Raw genomic sequence first — 16,592 nt, 5'->3', positions numbered from 1 at the left:
GCCTTTGCCCAGCCCTCGCCCCTCACGCAACCGCCCTTTTCAGCCGTTCGATCAGGCGCGCGCGTCCGCTCAGCGTCTCCGCGCGCCGGTCGGTCAGGATATCCGCCTCCAAACCGGCGCCCGTCACCTTCAGTGCGGCCATGATATCGGCCCATCCCGCCTCGCCCCCGGTGCGCAATATCTCCGGCAAATCATCCATTTCCGGGCCATAGCCGAGTTCCGCGAGCATCAGCAGTTCGTACCGCGCCAGCGCCACCGCCCAGCCACGCGCTGCCGGAGCCGCTTCGATCGCGCCGATCACACCGTCGAGTGCGGCATAAAGACGGGGATAGGGCAGCCCCTCCGGCAAAGCCGTCGCGGTCAGCGCGGTGACCCATTCGAGCGCCGCGGCCGGCAGGGGCTCGGCATACAGCGGAGCGCGGCTGTGGATCAGCTCCACGGTCAGCCCGGCCAATTGCTCTTCGGTCCGTGCGCGCCACTCGCCCAGCACCAGGTTGGCGGGCTGCAGGATCGGCCGGATCCGCCGCGACCGCCCGCCGCGAACATAGCCCGCCTGTAGACCATGCGCCGCGGTCAGGGCGCGGACGATGGCGTGATTCTCCCCGTGCTGACGGATCGACAGGATCAGGGCTTCGGCGCGCAGGTGCATGCCGTCGTCCTATACCAGCAACAGCGATCACGCGCGCCGGATCTTCCGCACCAGACCGCCCAGATCGTGCTTTCGAACCACGCGCTTGGCAAACGCCGTGCCGCGGTCGAACGAGCCGATCGCCAGCATCGTCGCGCGATTGGCGATCGACGGTCGCAACAGCAGCAGATCGACGCAGGCGACACCCCCGGTCGAAAGCTGGCGCTTGTGCTGTCCCTCGCCTTCCGTGAAATCAAAGCGGGTCAGCCCTCCCTCGTCGTGCAGGTCTCGCATCGCCGCCAGATGCAGCACGCTCCCCGGCGACAGGTCGGCGAAGACCGGATCATGCCCGACGAACTGATAGATAACCGTACCATCATGAATCGGACAGTATAAGTACGCTGCCGGCTTTCCGCCGATGTATAGCAGCCACGCGCGGATGCGATCCGCCGCCGCCATCTCGTACATCCGCCGGACAAAGCCGGCATCGTCGGGCAGGCCGGAACCGAGCAGCTTTTCCTGATAGGTCGTGGCGGAGATACCGCGCGCGATCACATGGAACTCGCCCATATCCTCTGTGGCACGGAACCGCCGTACGCAAAGCTCTCCGCCCGAAAGCCCGGCGATCTTCTTCGTCTTGCGCTTCAGCCCGCCGCGCGTGTTCCCCGACAGCTTCGCCAGATAGGCGTCGTGGCCGATCGACAGGTCGGCATGGTAGCGAACATACCGTTGCCGGACGAAGGCGATCTTCCCGCTGCCGACGAAGCGCATCGCGTCCAGCCGGTCCTCCGGCAACGACGTGATCAGATATCCGTCCGCCGATGCGTCCAGCGGCGGCAGCATCGGCAAGCGGCCGTCCAGCACATCCGCCAGATCGAGCGGAACGCGCACCAGCCTTCTCGGGATCGAGCCTAGCGTCCGCGCCCCGATCTGGAACCTCAGCGGAAGCGGCACGGCTCCGGGGGCGACCCCGGTCACGCGGCGCGTTCCTCGATCACGTTCGACCATAATTGTTCGGCGTGCCGCCAGCTCGCGCGCAACGGATTGGGGCCGAGCGGCTCGTCCGCGCTGTCCAGGCGCAGGTCCGCATCGGCGAAATGGGTCGTCGGCAGCCGGGCGGTGCGCTGCGCCAACATGGCGCACAGCCCCTCGAACCGGCGTACATGTACGCTGTTCGCACGTGTGCCCGACCGGTTGGCGAGTTCGAAACTGTGGCTGACGATCGTCACCGCGGCATGATCGTGATCCACCGCATGATCCAGCGCGGCCAGCATCTCGCCGCTCGACAAGGCACATATCTGGAAGTTTCGCAGTGAACCGGGCCGGTCCTCGATCACCGTCACCGGAACTTCGACGACACCCTGATGCGCGACAGGCGCGATTTGACGCAGCGGCAGGTCGATCAGGCTGGGCCAGGGATGTTCGGCGCCGTTATGGCTGCTGTCATAGCGCAAGCCGTTGCGATGCAGCGCCCGCAATGTCGCGTCGTTCGCGGCATAGCTGCCGCTGCGATACGCCACCGGCGCTTCCGCGCCCGCCGCCATCAGCAGATCACGCGCGCCGGCGATCAACGCCGCCTGGTCGCCTTCGTCATATTCGACCATCTCGAAACGGGCATGCGCCGCCCCGCGATCGCCCCTCTTCGCGCCCGTCCAATTGGGATGCAGATGCAACTGAACTTCCTGGCCCGCATCGCGGATCATGCCGACCAGTCGCTTGAACGGCTCCAGCCCGAACAACAAAGCGGGCATCGGATCGACGAAGAAGCACGCCTTCAGCCCATACCGATTGAGCATGCCCAATTGGTACGTGACGCCGACCCCTGCGGGTTCGATCGATCGCTCGAACAGGGTCGGCATTTCGAGCCCCGCGACGTGATGTCGCCACGCAATTTCGGTGTCGATGGTCAGGAAGACGGAGGCCATTCCACGGGGCGTAATCCCGCGAGGTGAAGATTCTCCGAACGACTCCTACGGTGCGATGCCGAACCGTGCATAATCGCGATCGACCGACGGGCGGATCAGCCGCGCCGCCGCCAGATCGACTTCGGCATTTTTCGCATCGCCCTGCTTCTTGCGGATCACCCCGCGCATGAACAGGCTGGCGGACAGACTTGGATCCTGTTCCAGAGCGGCATTCAAATCGGACAAAGCATCATCCATCTGGCCCATCCGGAAATAGACCAGAGCGCGGCTGTCCAGTACCTTCTCCGCCGAGTCCGCCAGCGCGATCGCCTTGGTGCAATCCTTCAGCGCGGTATCCAGCATCACGTTCATCGTGCCTTTCAGCCAGCACCGGCTGTTGAGCAGATCGGGATCGCCGGGTTTGGACGCGATCGCCGCATCGATCGTCATGAGCGCATCGTCGGTGCGGCCCGACAGCCCAAGCAGCTCCGCCTTGCCGATCATGAAGCTGGCCTTGTCCTTGCCGCCCTCCTCGATCCGGGCATCCAGCATTGCCAGACCTTTGTCATATTCCTTGCGGTCGCCGTACAGGAAGGCGAGCCGCTGGATCACGGAATCGGATGCCGGATCGATCTTGCGCGCCTCCAGCATATCGGCCAGCGCCTTGTCCATCTCGCCGATGCTCCAATACAAGCGGCCACGCCACAGGTGGCTGTCCGCCGTCGGATCGATCGCGATCGCGCGGCCGATGTCGTCGATCGCCGGACGCCATTCGTAAATACGCTCCAGGAACCAGGCGCGGTTGGTGAACGGCTCCGCTTTTTCCGGCTGATCGGCAATGCCTGCTTTGTAGACCGACAGGATCGCGTCGAAACGGTGCGCGGGCTTGCCTGCCCGCACGACCTCCCATGGCGCGGGATAATTCGCCGGCGCGACCAAGCGGATCAATTGCTGCTTGGTCTGGGCCAGCTTCTGCCGAGCCGCCGGAATGTCGGCGGCTGCGATCTCCCCGCCGTCGGTCTTGATCGCGATGTCGCTGGTCACCCAGCCGTCGGCTAGCGTCGCGGTCCGATCGACTTGCCCGCCCGCAAGGATCGCGGACAGCTTCGGATTGCCTTCCATCGCGAAGCCCTTGCCACCATCCGGCAGGCGAACCTTGGCATGAAGGACGATATTGGCCTTTTCACCGGTGCTGAGCGGGATGTCGCGCCACGCTACCCGGCTCCGGTCCGCCTCCAGCTTCATCGATTTGAGCCCGAAATCCATCGTGGTGCGATAGCGTTCGTTCTCGCGGTCCCAGTTCGGATAGGTCACCCCGGCGATCGTCATCGTCGCCGTTCCCGCAGCCGGATCGAAGACCAGCGCGCGGCTTACGTTGGTGGAGGAACCGACATAGGTTTCGCCCAGCTTCGCCGCCATTCCGGCCAACTGGTCCTTGCTCATCTGACCCTGCGCGGCGCGCAGCACCTGCGCCAACTGCCCCCGAAACGTTATCGCGAGCGTGAACGGCGCGGGGAAGCCGACGCCCGCGCTTTCGTCGCGCGTCAGTGTCGTGGCGAAATCGGGCCGGCTGTTGAAGCTGAGCGGAACGGCGATCAGGCCGGAGCCGGCGGCCTTCAACGGCAGGACGTTGCGGAACGGCGGGATGTCGCGAATGTCGGCGAGCAGAGAACCGCTGCCCGTACCGTCGAGCCACAGGCTGTCCGCCCCGATCGTGGCACGGACGAGGACATGATCGAACGCGCCGGGCGAGGGCAGACGCTGCGGCACCCAGTCACCGAACTGACTGTTGGCGAGCACCGCCTCCGCCTCGATCCCCAGGCCGCGCAGCATCGCGAGCAGCAACAGCGTCTTCGCCTTGCAGTCGCCGTAGCGCACCGTCCATGTCTGCGTCGGCGTTTGAGGGACGTAATTGCCGCCGTCCATGCCTTTGAACAGATAGCGGACCTTGTCCTGCACGAGTTCCAGCGCCAGTGCGGCGCGCTTGACCGGATCGGGCGTCGCGGCGGCAATCTTCGCGACTTCGCCCGCAAGGGGGCTACCCGCAACGATCAGGCCCGTCGTGTCGTACAAGGGCGCCATTACGCGGGAGACGCCCGCCCAGTCCGTAAAGCTTGTCGCTTCCAACAGGGGCAGATGCCGATAACGCGACGGCGAATCCCCCGGCATTTCGGGCTGCTTGGCCAGCGGTACCGTGATCGTCAGGTCCGAAAAGCCGCCGGCCTTTGTCACCACGGGCGTAACGCCCGCCGCATCCGCTTTCCACTTCACGTCGCGATTGACGGGCCAGATCATCCGCACGCGACCGAAATCGGCACGGAACGGATCGGCGGCGAGCTGCGCAAAGGCCTGCACCTCTCCCTTCAGCGCCGCATCCTTCTGCGTCGTCGAATAGCGCAGGTGCAGCACGTCGCCGACGCGCAGGCCCTCGACCGGCATCGTCGCGGTCAGCAGGCCGTTCAGCATGCGCTGTTCCAGTTGCGCCTCGCGCCGCAGGACGGAGAAGCGCTCGCCCGTCTTCAACAGGTCGATCCGCTCGTTCCCGCGCACGATCTCGGCGGTATGGATGATCAGGTCGCCCTTGTCCGGCTGCCACGGCAGCGTGACCGTACCGAGCGAATCCAGCACCTGCGTGGACGCGACCCGCGCCGCGGTTTCGGCATAGACCGTCACCTCGTCGCCCTGCAGCCGCTGCTGGCTGTCCATGATCAGGAAGATGGGGGTGTCGTCCTTGATCTTGGACGTATCGATCGGCGGCGCCGGCTTCACCCAGTCGGGCGCAGGCGCGTAAAGCGGCTTGTCCCCCGCCTGCGCAGCCCCCGCCGATGCGAGCAGCGCGAAGAACATCATATGCCGAACCATGAAACGACCCCCGTCTATGTCGCCAGTCTACAGCCGAGCCGGGGGCGGCAAGCAGGCAGGCGAAAGAAATAGCACGTGTGGGACTGTTGGGGTGGCGTCTCGCTGAGGTGGCTAGTTCCTCTGAAACCCCCGCCGAGAGGTAGAGGGCACTCCCTTTCTTGCTCCCCTCCCTGAAAGGGAGGGGTTGGGGGTGGGTAGCGTCCTGGCGATACGGAGGGGCCTGGTCTGGACTGGCGGTATCGCCAAGCCTCGACGCACCCCCGACCCCTCCCTTTCAGGGAGGGGAGCAAGGAGGATCAGCGCGCCACCTTCCGGAACAGCCAGCCCGACGCGAGCCAGATACTCACGAACACCAGCGTCGCCGCGACAACCTCCGGTCGGAGCAGCGTCTCGCGGGCGCCCGGGATCGCGTTATAGGCGATCACAGGAACCAGCGCCTGCGCCACCGCCATTGCCGTCATCACGCGGCGCATCCCCGCCGCGCGAAACCGCGTGAGGGTCGATCCGACAAGCCCGACCGCAAGTACCGCCGCGAACAGCAGGTTCGCATCGTCGCGTTCGTCCCCGATGATGCCGACTGCGCCGTTGATCACGAGCAGCGCCACGCATCCGCCCAGCGCGAGCGCCATCGCGGCGCGATAGGCCCGGTCATCCGTCACCCGAACCAGTATCTCCATCGCGAGCCCCGCGCCGCCCAGCAGCACGCCCATCAGGGCGAAATCCGACAGCGTCCACGCCACTTGCTGAGTGAACTGATTCGCCACTAAGGGAACTGCCAGCGCCACCCCGATGATCGCCCAGCCCGCGATCCGCCAACCATTGCCGCCACCGATCAATCCAGCCCGTTCCATCCGTCCGCTCCACCGTTTCGATGCGGACAGGCTAGATCAGACGGTGAGGAACGCCAGTGTTGCTTCGGCACGATGCCGGTGCAGATCCGGTGCAGATGCGCATCAGCGGCCGTGGTAAAAGTCGTACACCTGCTGCGCCACCGCCGCCGAAACGCCGGGCGCCTGTTGCAGGTCCTGAAGGCTGGCATTCCGCACCGCACGCCCCGTACCGAAATGCATCAGCAACGCCTTCTTCCGCGCCGGGCCGATACCCGGCACTTCGTCCAGTGGGCTCGCGCCGATCGCCTTGGCACGCTTGGCCCGGTGCGCGCCGATCGCGAACCGGTGAACCTCGTCGCGCAACCGCTGGAGATAGAACAAGACCGGCGCGTTGACCGGCAACTGGAACTCGCGCCCGTCCAGCATGTGGAACACCTCGCGCCCGTCCCGTCCGTGATGCGGCCCCTTGGCGATGCCGACCAGACACACGTCCTCAATCCCCAGATCCTCCAGCACCCCGCGCGCCGCGTTCAACTGCCCGCGCCCGCCATCGATCAACACGAGGTCCGGCCAGTCGCCCGAATCGCGATCCGGATCCTCGCTCTGCGCGCGCGCGAAACGGCGCTGGAACACCTCGCGCATCATTGCGAAGTCATCGCCGGGCTTGGTGTCCGGGTTCTTGATGTTGAACTTGCGATACTGGCCCTTGCGGAACCCTTCCGGCCCCGCGACGACCATCGCGCCCAGCGCGTTCGTCCCCTGGATATGGCTGTTGTCGTAGATCTCGATCCGGTCCGGCGGTTCGGGCAGGTCGAACAGGTCCGCCACCTCGCGCAGCAACTTTGCCTGGGTCGTACTCTCCGCCAGCCGCCGCTCCAGCGCCTCGACCGCGTTGCGCTGCGCCTGTTCCAGCAAGCGCCGCCGCGTGCCTCGTTGCGGCACCGACAGGCTGACCTTGAACCCCACCGCACCGCCCAAAGCCTCGCCCAGCAGATCCGCCTCGGGCAGATCGCGGTCGAGCAGGATCGTCCGCGGGGGCGGCACCTCCTCGTAGAATTGCATCAGGAAACTGGTCAGCACCTCGTCTTCCGCGACGTCGTTCGTATGCTGCGGGAAGAAGCTGCGATGCCCCCAATTCTGCCCGCCGCGAATGAAGAACGCCTGGATGCCCATCACGCCGTTGCTGCACGCCAGCGCGAAGATATCTGCATCGCCCACGCCCTCCGCATTGATCGCCTGCGTTCCCTGGATGAACGTCAGCGCGCGCAACCGGTCGCGCAGGATCGCCGCGAGTTCGAAGTCCATCGCCGCCGCCGCGGCTTCCATCTGCTTGCCGAGTTTCGCCTGCACCTGCGTCGATTTCCCGCCCAGAAACGCCTTCGCGTCGTTGTTCAGTTCCGCATAATCCTCCTTCGAGATGCGACCGACGCAGGGCGCCGAGCAGCGCTTGATCTGGTACAGCAGGCACGGCCGGTCGCGCGTCTTGAAGAAACCATCGGTGCAGGATCGCAGCAGGAACAGCTTCTGCAACGCGTTCAGCGTGTTGTTCACCGATCCCGCGCTGGCGAACGGGCCGTAATAATTGCCTTTCGCCCGCCGCGCGCCGCGATGCTTCTGGATGCGCGGAAAGTCGTGGTCGCCGCGCAGCAGGATGAACGGGAAGCTTTTATCGTCGCGCAACAACACGTTGTACGGCGGGCGATACCGCTTGATCAGTTGCGCCTCTAGCAGTAGCGCCTCGGCTTCATTGTTCGTCGTGACGATTGTCATCGACCGGGTCTGCGCGACCATCCGCTGCAGCCGCTTCGACAGCCGATCGATCTGCGTATAGTTCGTCACGCGGTTCTTCAGCGCCCGCGCCTTGCCGACGTACAACACGTCGCCACGCGCATCCTGCATCCGGTAGACACCCGGCCGCGTCGGCAATGTCGCCAGCACGTTGCGGATCGCAGCTACGCCCGCCTCGATATCCGGCGCATCGCCCCCGCCACGCACGGCGAAAGCGGACTTTTCCTCGTTGAACCGATCGGGGAATTGGGCGCGGACATCTCAATCGATCTAGGGACTCCGGGCCGTTCAAACCACCCGTATCCGGGCCCCCGTCCACGAGAATTTCGTGTCGCACGCGGCCGGCGACGCGCCCGGCCCGACCGCGCCTGCAAAGCCCGGCACGTGATCCGCGCGGTCTATTACAGGCTTAGCCGGCGTGGATCACTTCACCGCCGCAAGATCGGTCTTCACCTTCGCCAGAACATCCGGAGTCAGTTTGTCGGCTGCCATCGGCGCGATCTGGCTCAGGCTCATGCCCTTGAACTGATCGTACATCGGATGGGTCGTCGTACCCGGCAGATCCTTGTCGATGATCGCCTTGCCGGCGGGATCTGCGACGATCGTCTCCAGTGGCGTATCGAGCGTGAACTTCGCGGCCGGTATCGTCGTCGGCGCAGGCGCCGCCGGAGCAGTTTGCGCCGCCACGGGGGCTGCGGACAGGATCATCGCGATACCGATAGTGACCGACTTCATAAGGCAAACTCTTCAAAGGGCGGCGTGATTGGCCGCATTGGCCGGAACGTAGCGCGGTTCTTTTGGTTGCCAAATCAATTTGGTTTGGAGGGGAGATGTAGGCCGGGATTGAGACAGCCGGTCTATCAGCCGTCATAAGCGCCCCTAGCGCGGAAACCCCTGCTAAGCTCCCCTCCCTGGAAGGGAGGGGCTGGGGGTGGGTGGCGTCCAGGCAGCCCCGGCAGTCTAGGTGAGCACGCGCCGTATCGTGGAGCCGCCAAGTTAAATCGGGCCGTGTGTCGCACTGCCCATTATCGTTTCCGACGGCTCCGGGGATTCCAGCCCACGCTTTGATATACGTATACCAAATATCAGGCAGCGAAATTCGTATGAGCACGCGACCCACCCCGGCCCCTCCCTTTCAGGGAGGGGAGCAGCTGGGCGCGACTATGCGAGCGATATCGGGTCGATAAGATAGCGGAAAGGTTGGCGTGGCTCCGGCACCATAATTGGCCAGCCACTCGGCTAACAGCATAATTTGAAACGGCCGCCTCGACGCTAAAGCCGAACATCCGTTACCAACTAACCCGAAGCCATCCCTCCGAGCCAGCCTGCCCGGCCCAGCCGGCCAAGTGCAGCACTCAGTTCAGGCGACCAAGCCCGGCAATCGTGCGGTCCACAACCGCCTTGTCCGCCGCGGCGTCATGCTTCTCCGCGATGATCGAAGCAGCGGCCTTTGCGGCTGCGTCCGCTGCATGGGCGCGCACCTCGGCGATAGCGAGCCGTTCCGCGGCCGAAATCTTGTCCTCGGCCATCTTGCCGCGCCGGGCGACCAGTTCAGCCGCATCGGCTTCGGCCTTGGCGAGCATTGCCTTCGCCTCGGCTTCGGCATGCGCGACGATCGCGGCGGCATCGCCGGCACTTGCTGCGTTGCGCGTCTTGGCCTCTGCCAGCTGCGTTTCCGCCTCGGCACGCAGCTTCGCAGCCTCGTCGAGATCATGGCGGATCGTGGCGATCTTGGCGTCGAGCATGCGCCCGATCATCGCCGGGACCTTCTTCCACAGGATCAGCGCGATAACGACCAGCATCGACAAAGCGACATAGCCCGGTGCGCTGATGCCGAACGCCGCCGGCTCGTGATGCATCTCGACCACGCCCGTCTGCGCGACCGCCTCGATGGGATGACCTTCAGCCATGCGCCAGTTCCGCCTTCACTTTCTGCTCGACCGATGCGCGATCGACCTGCACGCCGGACAGCTTCGCGACGATGTCTTGCACCGCCTCGACCGTCGCCGTCTGGATTTCCGAAGCCGCCGTGGCTTTCGCCGCGTCGATCCGGATCATGGCCGCGGCGGTATTCGCCGCCGCCGCTTCGTCGCCGGCCTTTACGGTAGCCTCGGCGCGGCCGGTCGCCTGCGCCTTGGCTTCTGCCGCCGCCTTGAACGCCTGGGCGCGAGCCGTGTCGAGACCGGCCTGATAGCTGGTCTCGAGCCCGGTCGCGGCCTGGTGTGCCGCCTCCGCCTTGGCGAGGTCACCCGAGACGCGCGCGGTACGATCTTCGATCGTCCGTTCGATCTTGGGCACCATCGCCTTGCCGATCCCGAAATAGATCAGCGCGAATACGATCGCGAGCCAGAACAGCTGCGAGGCGTAGATTTCACCGATCTGGGAAAGCTGCGGCATTGGGGGATGCTCTCTTTGTTGTCGTTCAAGTCGTCAGAATTACTTGACGACGAACAGGATCAGGATCGCGACGACGAAAGCGATCAGGCCCAACAGTTCCGACGCGGCGAAACCGATGAACAGACGACCCTGCTGGCCATCGGCAGCGCCCGGATTGCGCAGCGCGCCTTCAAGGAAAGAACCGAAGACGTTACCCACGCCCAGTGCCGCCATGCCGACGCCGATCGCTGCGAGGCCGGCACCGATGTACATCAAACCCGTATCAGTCATGTCAAAACTCCCTAGTCAATTCAGTATGGTTGTTAGAAAATCGTACCCAGATCCTAGTGCAGGTGCACCGCATCGTGGAGGTAAAGCGAGGTCAACAGCGCGAAGACATATGCCTGGATCGCGCAGACCAGCAATTCCAGCGCGCTGACGCCGATGATCATGACGAAGCTGAGCGCGCTGACCAGCCAGCCGAGCGGACCGCCCGCATTCAGGCCCTGCACCACGAAGCTGCCGAACACTTCGAGCAGGATGTGGCCGGCGGTCATCGCGACGAACAGTCGCAACGCCAGCGAGAACGGGCGGACCATGAACGACACGAATTCGACCGGGATGATGACGGGCATCAACCAACCGGGCGCACCGTGCGGCACGAACAGCGAGAAGAACTTGAAGCCATGCTTCGCCAGGCCGACGATCAGCACGATCGCGAACGACACGAACGCCAGGACGGCGGTGACCGTGATGTGGCTGGTGACCGCGAAGGTGTGCAGCCCCGGCACGATGGCCAGGGGCAGGACGCCGACGAGGTTGGCGAACAAGATGAAGAAGAAGAGCGAGAAGATGTACGGGGCGAATTTCTTGCCGCCGGAGCCGATGCTGGTCGACACCATGTTGTCGATGAAGCTGACGGCGCCTTCGGCCATCACCTGCCACCGGCCCGGAATCAACTGACGGCGCAGCCCGCCCGACATGAACACCGCCAGCGCGATGAACACGACGATCATGAACAATGCCGAGTTGGTGAAGGACACGTCGTAGCCGAACAGCTCGATGTGACGGCCGAGCACCGGCTCGACCATGAACTGTTCCATCGGATCGATTTTGCCGGCGCTCACTCTGCGCGCTCCTTCGACATCTTGATGATATTCATGAAAGCCCCGATTACCGCCAGCGTCAGCACGATCAGCAAGGCCCAGGGAGACGTCCCCAGCCACTGGTCGAGCGCCCAGCCCATTACACCGCCACCGAACAACGCGCCCAGCAACGTCGCCAGCACGCGCGACCCTTGCGAGTAGCCCTTGGCCGGCTTGCCCAGCCTAGAGTCTCCCGCCCGCGCCTGTTCATTCGCACGCGCTTTCGCGATGCGGCTGTTAAGGTCATCGTTCGGGCGATCTTCAGCCAACGCGTTCAAGGTCCTGATAAGAAAACGCCGCCACACCAGAGGCGCAGCGACGAGGGACTTGGGAGCGGATGCCCCCGTTGCGGCGCCCGTTTAGAAAAGGGGTGTCACCGAGTCAACCGCTGTGGGACCCGGTGTTTGGGTAATGCAGATCTGCCGCCGTGCCCGCGACGGGCGAACGGCCAATGAAATCTCCCCTCCCTGCAAGGGAGGGGAGCAGAAAGGTCTTAGACGCAGCTTGGGCTGCGTTCCGGGGCGGCGGCGGTGCGTGTCTTCCAGCTGCCGTCGGGCGCCTTGTACTTCTCGCCCGGCTGCGTCTGTGCGATCAGGTTGCAGCCGAACGTCACGCCGTAATCGTTGATCGTCACGCCGGACGCCTGCGCCTTCTCGGCATAGGTCGCTTTCCGCTGGATATTGATCTTGTCGACGATCGCCTGCACGTCCGGGCCGCCGCTGACTACGCCGAGATAGCCGTTGGGCTGTTCGCCGATCTTGCCCGCCGCGCGCGCCGCGGCATAGGCCGGATCACGCTGCGCGAACGCCGTACCCGTGACGGCTGCGATCATCACCGCGCCCGCGATCCAAAATCTACCTTGCTTCGTCATCAGAAAATTCCCGGATTCGCTTTGATGGTCGATTTCGCCTCACCATCGAGACGATATACGACTTCCTGCTTCACGTTGATATTCAGATTGATCTCGATCGGCTTGTCCGGCGCGCTGACATTGACGCAGCCCGAACTCATCCCGATCCCGATCACTCCTGCCATCGCCACGAGGCGTCTTCTCCACGGTTCTGATGCGGTCATGGCACGGTCTCGCTTTCTTGAGGCTGAACGGATGGCGGTTTCAGGCGTCGGTCGCGCTCTTCGATCAACGCCGGAAGGTTGCGCTCGATCAGACGGGCAGGCTCGTAGAACGAGCGCGCCGAATCGAACAATCCGCGGAATGGCGCCTTGATCTTGACGTTGAAGACGAACGGCAGCCGTTGCAGCCGCCGGATCAGGAAATTGCTCTTGGCGCCCTCGCCCTGATTCAAGCCGGCAAAGCGCGCCTCGGTGATCATCTCGCCCGATAGCGGCCCGTTCATGACGAGGTTGAGTTCGCGATAGCGCAGGGACCGCAGCGCCTGGAACGCCAGATTGCCCCACACGCCAAGATTTTCCTTCGACACCTCACCCAGATAGGCGATCGTCCCGCCGCCGGCCCGCGCCTTCAGCGTGCCGTTCTCGATCCGCCCGCCGGTAAAGTCGAAGATCATCGGCAATTGCCCGTCGAACACGCCCGTCGCCGCCAGATTGTCGAATTCGAACTGTTGCAGGAACTTCGCCGCCTCCATGCCCGTGACGGTCAACGTCATGCGCCGTTCCTGCTTGTCGGAGAAATCGAGCAAGGTCGGCTCCAGCACCAGATCGCCACCCGCAAACGGCCAGCGCCCGCGTTCGATGCGAACCCGCGCATTCGGCAGGGTCTGATATCGGATGACGCCGTCATTCACGACGATGCCGGTATTGATCGCCTTGATCGTCGCCACCTGACCCGGCGCACTTTCCAGCCCGAGCAGGTCGGTGAACCGGATCTCGGTCGTGATTCCCGTTACGGGGCCAAGCGCGGCGGCAAGGTTCATGCCGGTGGTGCGGAACACGCCGTCGCTCGTCACCCGCTCCGGCGACCAAAGTATATGCCCCTCGCCCGTCACCGTGCCGACCACGTTCGCGATGACGCCTTCGGTCAGTCGCGTCAGGTCGTCGGGCTGCAACCCCTTGTCGGCAAAGGACAGGCCCGGCACCGTCAGATCCGCGCTTCCGGTCCCGGTCGAAAGTTCGTGCCGGATCGCGACGGTCGCGACCATCGCCGGGCTATCGGGGTGGAAGAGTGTTCCCGTCGCACCGATCACGCCGCGCTTCAGGCCCAGAGAAACGGTTCGCGCGGCAAGCGGATTGAATCGCGGAACCTCCGCCGCATCGCTGACCGTCATCGCGCCCGTCAGCCCGAGATCGCCGTCGAAGTCCCACACGCCCGTCGCCGCGGACAGGACCAGCGGAACCGCGCCGATCTGCCCGCCACCGCCGGTGAAGCTGCCGGACACGCCCTTGGCCGATCGCTTGCCTTGCAACGCCGCGAAATCGAGCCGCGTGACGCGGTCCTGCGCGCCCATCCGCACCGCGACGTCGCGCAATTCGAAGCCGAGGGTTCGCAAAGACAACACCGCGTCTGTCGCGCCCAGCGTAACGGGCGAGTTGCCCAAAGTTCCCGCAAGGCGCGGCGCGGCGAGTTTCAAACCGCCGCCCGGCCTGCCGTTCGTCAGCGTCAGCATCGCACCGTCGACCGGACACGCGCGCAGGCTGGTGGTGCGGAGGTTCAGGCTGGAAATCGTCAGTCTTTCCCAGCCGATCGCCGCACAATCCGGGTTCACGACCAGCCGCCCGCCCCCGTTCCAGATCCCCTGCACCGGCACCGTCAGACCGTCGATCCGCCCACCCGATCCAAGCGGCCCGGACATCGTGATGCGCGTCGCGAACCGGCTGTTGCCGCGCGGGGTCATGCCGAATCGCAGCGGCGTGAAAGCGAGACTTGCCCCGCCTGCGGCATAAGGCCGACGCAAGCTGACCGATCCCGTCATCGCGCCACCCGCTACGGCTTGCGACAGGCGGAAATCGGCTTCCGGCATGCCGCCCCCGCCGATCGCTCCCGCGCCCGCGACCTTCAACGTGCCGCCGTTCGGATCGTAGGCGATATCCGCATCGTTGATTGCACCCCTGACGCCTGATGCGCTCGATACGACGATCTGCCCGATCCGAACCGGTCCGCCGCTCTGCCAGCCTAACCGGACATCGCCGCTGAAGTCCCGTGCCGCTGTCACGCTCGCGCGTGCCAGTGCGGCGACGAGCGGCGCGACCGGAGTCCCCGCGCCCGCCGCCCCCAGCGCGCTCAACGATGCCAGCCGCGCCGAAGCGAGGCGCGCATGTGCCACGCTCACATAGCTGCCCGGCATGATCGTGAGTGTCCGTCCGATCGTAGCCTGCCCGGCGAGTTCGACCGATGCGCCCGAAATGTCGGCACTGGAGAAGCGGCCGGACGCCAGCTTCGTATCCACCCGGGTCACCGCCTTCGTCCCGTCGAACCAGATTTGCCCGGCGATCGATTCGGTCCGCACGATCGCGCGTCGCGCCGCGCCGGTGGCGATCCGCGCCTGCCCTTTCCACCGGTCCAGCCCCGCCCCGAGCGCAAGGTCGAGATCGGCGCCAACGGTCGCGACCGTCGCACCGGCGCACGCCACCGATCCCGCCCGCACCGGGCCACGGAGCGACGGGGCGGCCTTGTCCACGCCGATCGTCATGACCGCGGTCACTGCCTCGGCCACGCAATCCCCGGTGGTCAGCCGATCGGACACCGCCGCCAGGCTTCCACGAAAACCGTCGTCCAGCCGTCCGCGCCCCGAGAGTTTCAGCCCCACCACACCCTGCGGCGTTTCCAGTCGCATCCGTGCATCGGCGACGTCCAGGTTCAGTTTCGGCAAGGTGAACGGCTTGCCGCTCGGCGCGGGCATCAACCTGTCGAGCGCGCCCAACGACAGGACGCTGCCGACCAGTTTGCCGCGCAATCGCACCGCCCCCGCCTTCACCGCGAGCACGCTGGCGCCCGACAGCCCGACATCGGTACGCAACTCGACCCAGTCGGCGACCAGATCGGGCCGCGCGGGATCGCCGATCACGACGTTCACCAACCGCTGACGCCCCAGCCCCAATTCGGTGATGTCGTAGGTTGCGGGCACGCCGTTCGCCGCGAGATACCGGTCGACATAGCCGCTCGCGATCGGTTTCCGCTGCGTCCACAGGCCGACCAGCACGATCAGCAGCACGATCGCCACACCCACCACGATCCGCGCGCCCCGCCCCAATTCCGGCAGGCGGCGACGTCGCCTCACACTGTCATCGCCCTCCGCCGTCACGCCGTCTCTTGCTCCAAATCAACGCCAGCATAGGGGCGGAGCCGCGGCATGCAATTGCGCGCGACGCGATGCGTGCGTAATCCTGCGCGCCGATGGCCGTTCCAGACCCCGACCCGATCGCCGCGATCGCGCCCGATACGGCCGGCCACCGTGCCAGGTTGCGCGGCCGGTTGCTGGACAATGGCGGCGACGCCTTGCTCGATCACGAACTGATCGAATATCTGCTCGCGCTGGCCATACCGCGGCGCGACACCAAACCGCTGGCCAAGCTGTTGTTGCGGGAATTCGGAGGAATCGGGGGATTGCTGACGGCCGATCCCCGGGCGCTCGCGCGCGTGCCGGGCATGGGCGACACGTCGATCGCCGCGCTGAAGATCGCGCATGCCGCCGCGATCCGGCTGGTCAAGGCGGAGATCGTGGATCGGCCCGTCCTCGCCAACTGGCAGGCGCTGCTCGACTATCTGCGTGCCGACATGGCGCATCATCCGATCGAGCGGGTGCGCGTGCTGCATCTGAACACGCGCAACATGCTGATCCGCGACGAATTGATGAACGAGGGGTCGATCGATCAGGCCGCGGTTCACATCCGCGAAGTGATCCGCCGGGCGATCGATCTCGGATCCGCAGCGATCATCCTCGTCCACAATCATCCGAGTGGAGACCCCGCCCCGAGCCGCGCGGATATCGACCTGACGCGCAACATCATCGAAGCCGGAAAGCGACTCAACATCGCGGTCCACGATCATATCATCATCGGAACCGGTGGCTATTCCAGCCTGCGCGCGATGGGGCTGATGTAGCGAATCGCGCCTTCGTCGCGCGACCGTTTGAAGCCGCGCGCC

16 protein-coding genes are annotated in these 16,592 nt (G+C 65.2%); 1 reads left to right on the top strand and 15 read right to left on the bottom strand.

Features of this window, described 5'->3' with window-relative positions; genetic code table 11:
* Positions 1–22: 22 nt before the first annotated feature.
* The 15 genes from recO to H5J25_RS05140 all read right to left on the bottom strand — a co-directional run bounded on the left by recO (position 23) and on the right by H5J25_RS05140 (position 15,726).
* Entirely contained in the window at positions 23–649 is a 627-nt protein-coding gene (gene recO, locus H5J25_RS05210) for a DNA repair protein RecO (RefSeq protein ID WP_202095050.1), read from the bottom strand.
* 27 nt (positions 650–676) lie between these two features.
* On the bottom strand, positions 677–1,606 hold the full coding sequence (locus H5J25_RS05205; protein ID WP_225883369.1) for a GNAT family N-acetyltransferase: 930 nt from the start codon (positions 1,604–1,606) through the stop codon (positions 677–679).
* Positions 1,603–2,553: a polysaccharide deacetylase family protein gene (locus H5J25_RS05200; RefSeq protein ID WP_202095048.1), complete on the bottom strand. Its 951-nt coding sequence runs from the start codon at positions 2,551–2,553 to the stop codon at positions 1,603–1,605. The genes H5J25_RS05205 and H5J25_RS05200 overlap by 4 nt, the downstream gene beginning before the upstream one ends.
* 45 nt (positions 2,554–2,598) lie before the next feature.
* A complete protein-coding gene (locus H5J25_RS05195) occupies positions 2,599–5,394 on the bottom strand; it encodes a DUF3857 domain-containing protein (RefSeq protein ID WP_202095047.1) in 2,796 nt (931 codons plus the stop codon).
* A 296-nt stretch (positions 5,395–5,690) separates the two neighbouring features.
* Positions 5,691–6,245, bottom strand: coding sequence for a hypothetical protein (locus H5J25_RS05190; RefSeq protein WP_202095046.1), 555 nt, complete (start codon positions 6,243–6,245; stop codon positions 5,691–5,693).
* Between the two features lie 102 nt (positions 6,246–6,347).
* The gene (gene uvrC, locus H5J25_RS05185; protein ID WP_202095045.1) at positions 6,348–8,219 is read right to left on the bottom strand and encodes an excinuclease ABC subunit UvrC; all 1,872 of its coding nucleotides are present in this window, start codon (positions 8,217–8,219) and stop codon (positions 6,348–6,350) included.
* A gap of 216 nt (positions 8,220–8,435) precedes the next feature.
* Positions 8,436–8,747, bottom strand: coding sequence for a hypothetical protein (locus tag H5J25_RS05180; protein ID WP_202095044.1), 312 nt, complete (start codon positions 8,745–8,747; stop codon positions 8,436–8,438).
* Positions 8,748–9,367: 620 nt separating this feature from the next.
* Positions 9,368–9,922, bottom strand: coding sequence for a F0F1 ATP synthase subunit B family protein (locus tag H5J25_RS05175; protein WP_202095043.1), 555 nt, complete (start codon positions 9,920–9,922; stop codon positions 9,368–9,370).
* Positions 9,915–10,409: a F0F1 ATP synthase subunit B family protein gene (locus tag H5J25_RS05170; RefSeq protein ID WP_202095042.1), complete on the bottom strand. Its 495-nt coding sequence runs from the start codon at positions 10,407–10,409 to the stop codon at positions 9,915–9,917. The genes H5J25_RS05175 and H5J25_RS05170 overlap by 8 nt, the downstream gene beginning before the upstream one ends.
* A gap of 39 nt (positions 10,410–10,448) precedes the next feature.
* Positions 10,449–10,661 (bottom strand): F0F1 ATP synthase subunit C, encoded by a 213-nt coding sequence (locus tag H5J25_RS05165; protein WP_055777096.1) that lies wholly within the window; start codon positions 10,659–10,661, stop codon positions 10,449–10,451.
* 71 nt (positions 10,662–10,732) lie between these two features.
* Positions 10,733–11,491, bottom strand: a complete 759-nt coding sequence (locus tag H5J25_RS05160; protein ID WP_202096022.1) for a F0F1 ATP synthase subunit A — start codon at positions 11,489–11,491, stop codon at positions 10,733–10,735.
* A gap of 20 nt (positions 11,492–11,511) precedes the next feature.
* The gene (locus H5J25_RS05155) at positions 11,512–11,802 is read right to left on the bottom strand and encodes an AtpZ/AtpI family protein (RefSeq protein WP_202095041.1); all 291 of its coding nucleotides are present in this window, start codon (positions 11,800–11,802) and stop codon (positions 11,512–11,514) included.
* A 224-nt stretch (positions 11,803–12,026) separates the two neighbouring features.
* Positions 12,027–12,404, bottom strand: a complete 378-nt coding sequence (locus H5J25_RS05150; protein ID WP_202095040.1) for a YdbL family protein — start codon at positions 12,402–12,404, stop codon at positions 12,027–12,029.
* A complete protein-coding gene (locus H5J25_RS05145; RefSeq protein WP_404829582.1) occupies positions 12,404–12,607 on the bottom strand; it encodes a YnbE family lipoprotein in 204 nt (67 codons plus the stop codon). The genes H5J25_RS05150 and H5J25_RS05145 overlap by 1 nt, the downstream gene beginning before the upstream one ends.
* Entirely contained in the window at positions 12,604–15,726 is a 3,123-nt protein-coding gene (locus tag H5J25_RS05140) for a YdbH domain-containing protein (RefSeq protein WP_225883368.1), read from the bottom strand. The genes H5J25_RS05145 and H5J25_RS05140 overlap by 4 nt, the downstream gene beginning before the upstream one ends.
* A gap of 116 nt (positions 15,727–15,842) precedes the next feature.
* On the opposite strand from H5J25_RS05140, the gene radC reads away from it, so the two are divergent.
* Entirely contained in the window at positions 15,843–16,550 is a 708-nt protein-coding gene (gene radC / locus H5J25_RS05135; protein ID WP_202095039.1) for a RadC family protein, read from the top strand.
* The last annotated feature ends 42 nt before the right edge of the window (positions 16,551–16,592 follow it).

Origin of the sequence: Sphingomonas aliaeris (assembly GCF_016743815.1) — a bacterium.
In the GTDB taxonomy this organism is placed as follows: domain Bacteria; phylum Pseudomonadota; class Alphaproteobacteria; order Sphingomonadales; family Sphingomonadaceae; genus Sphingomonas; species Sphingomonas aliaeris.
Note: the sequence above shows the minus strand (reverse complement) of the source record. Positions and strands in the feature narration are given on the sequence as shown.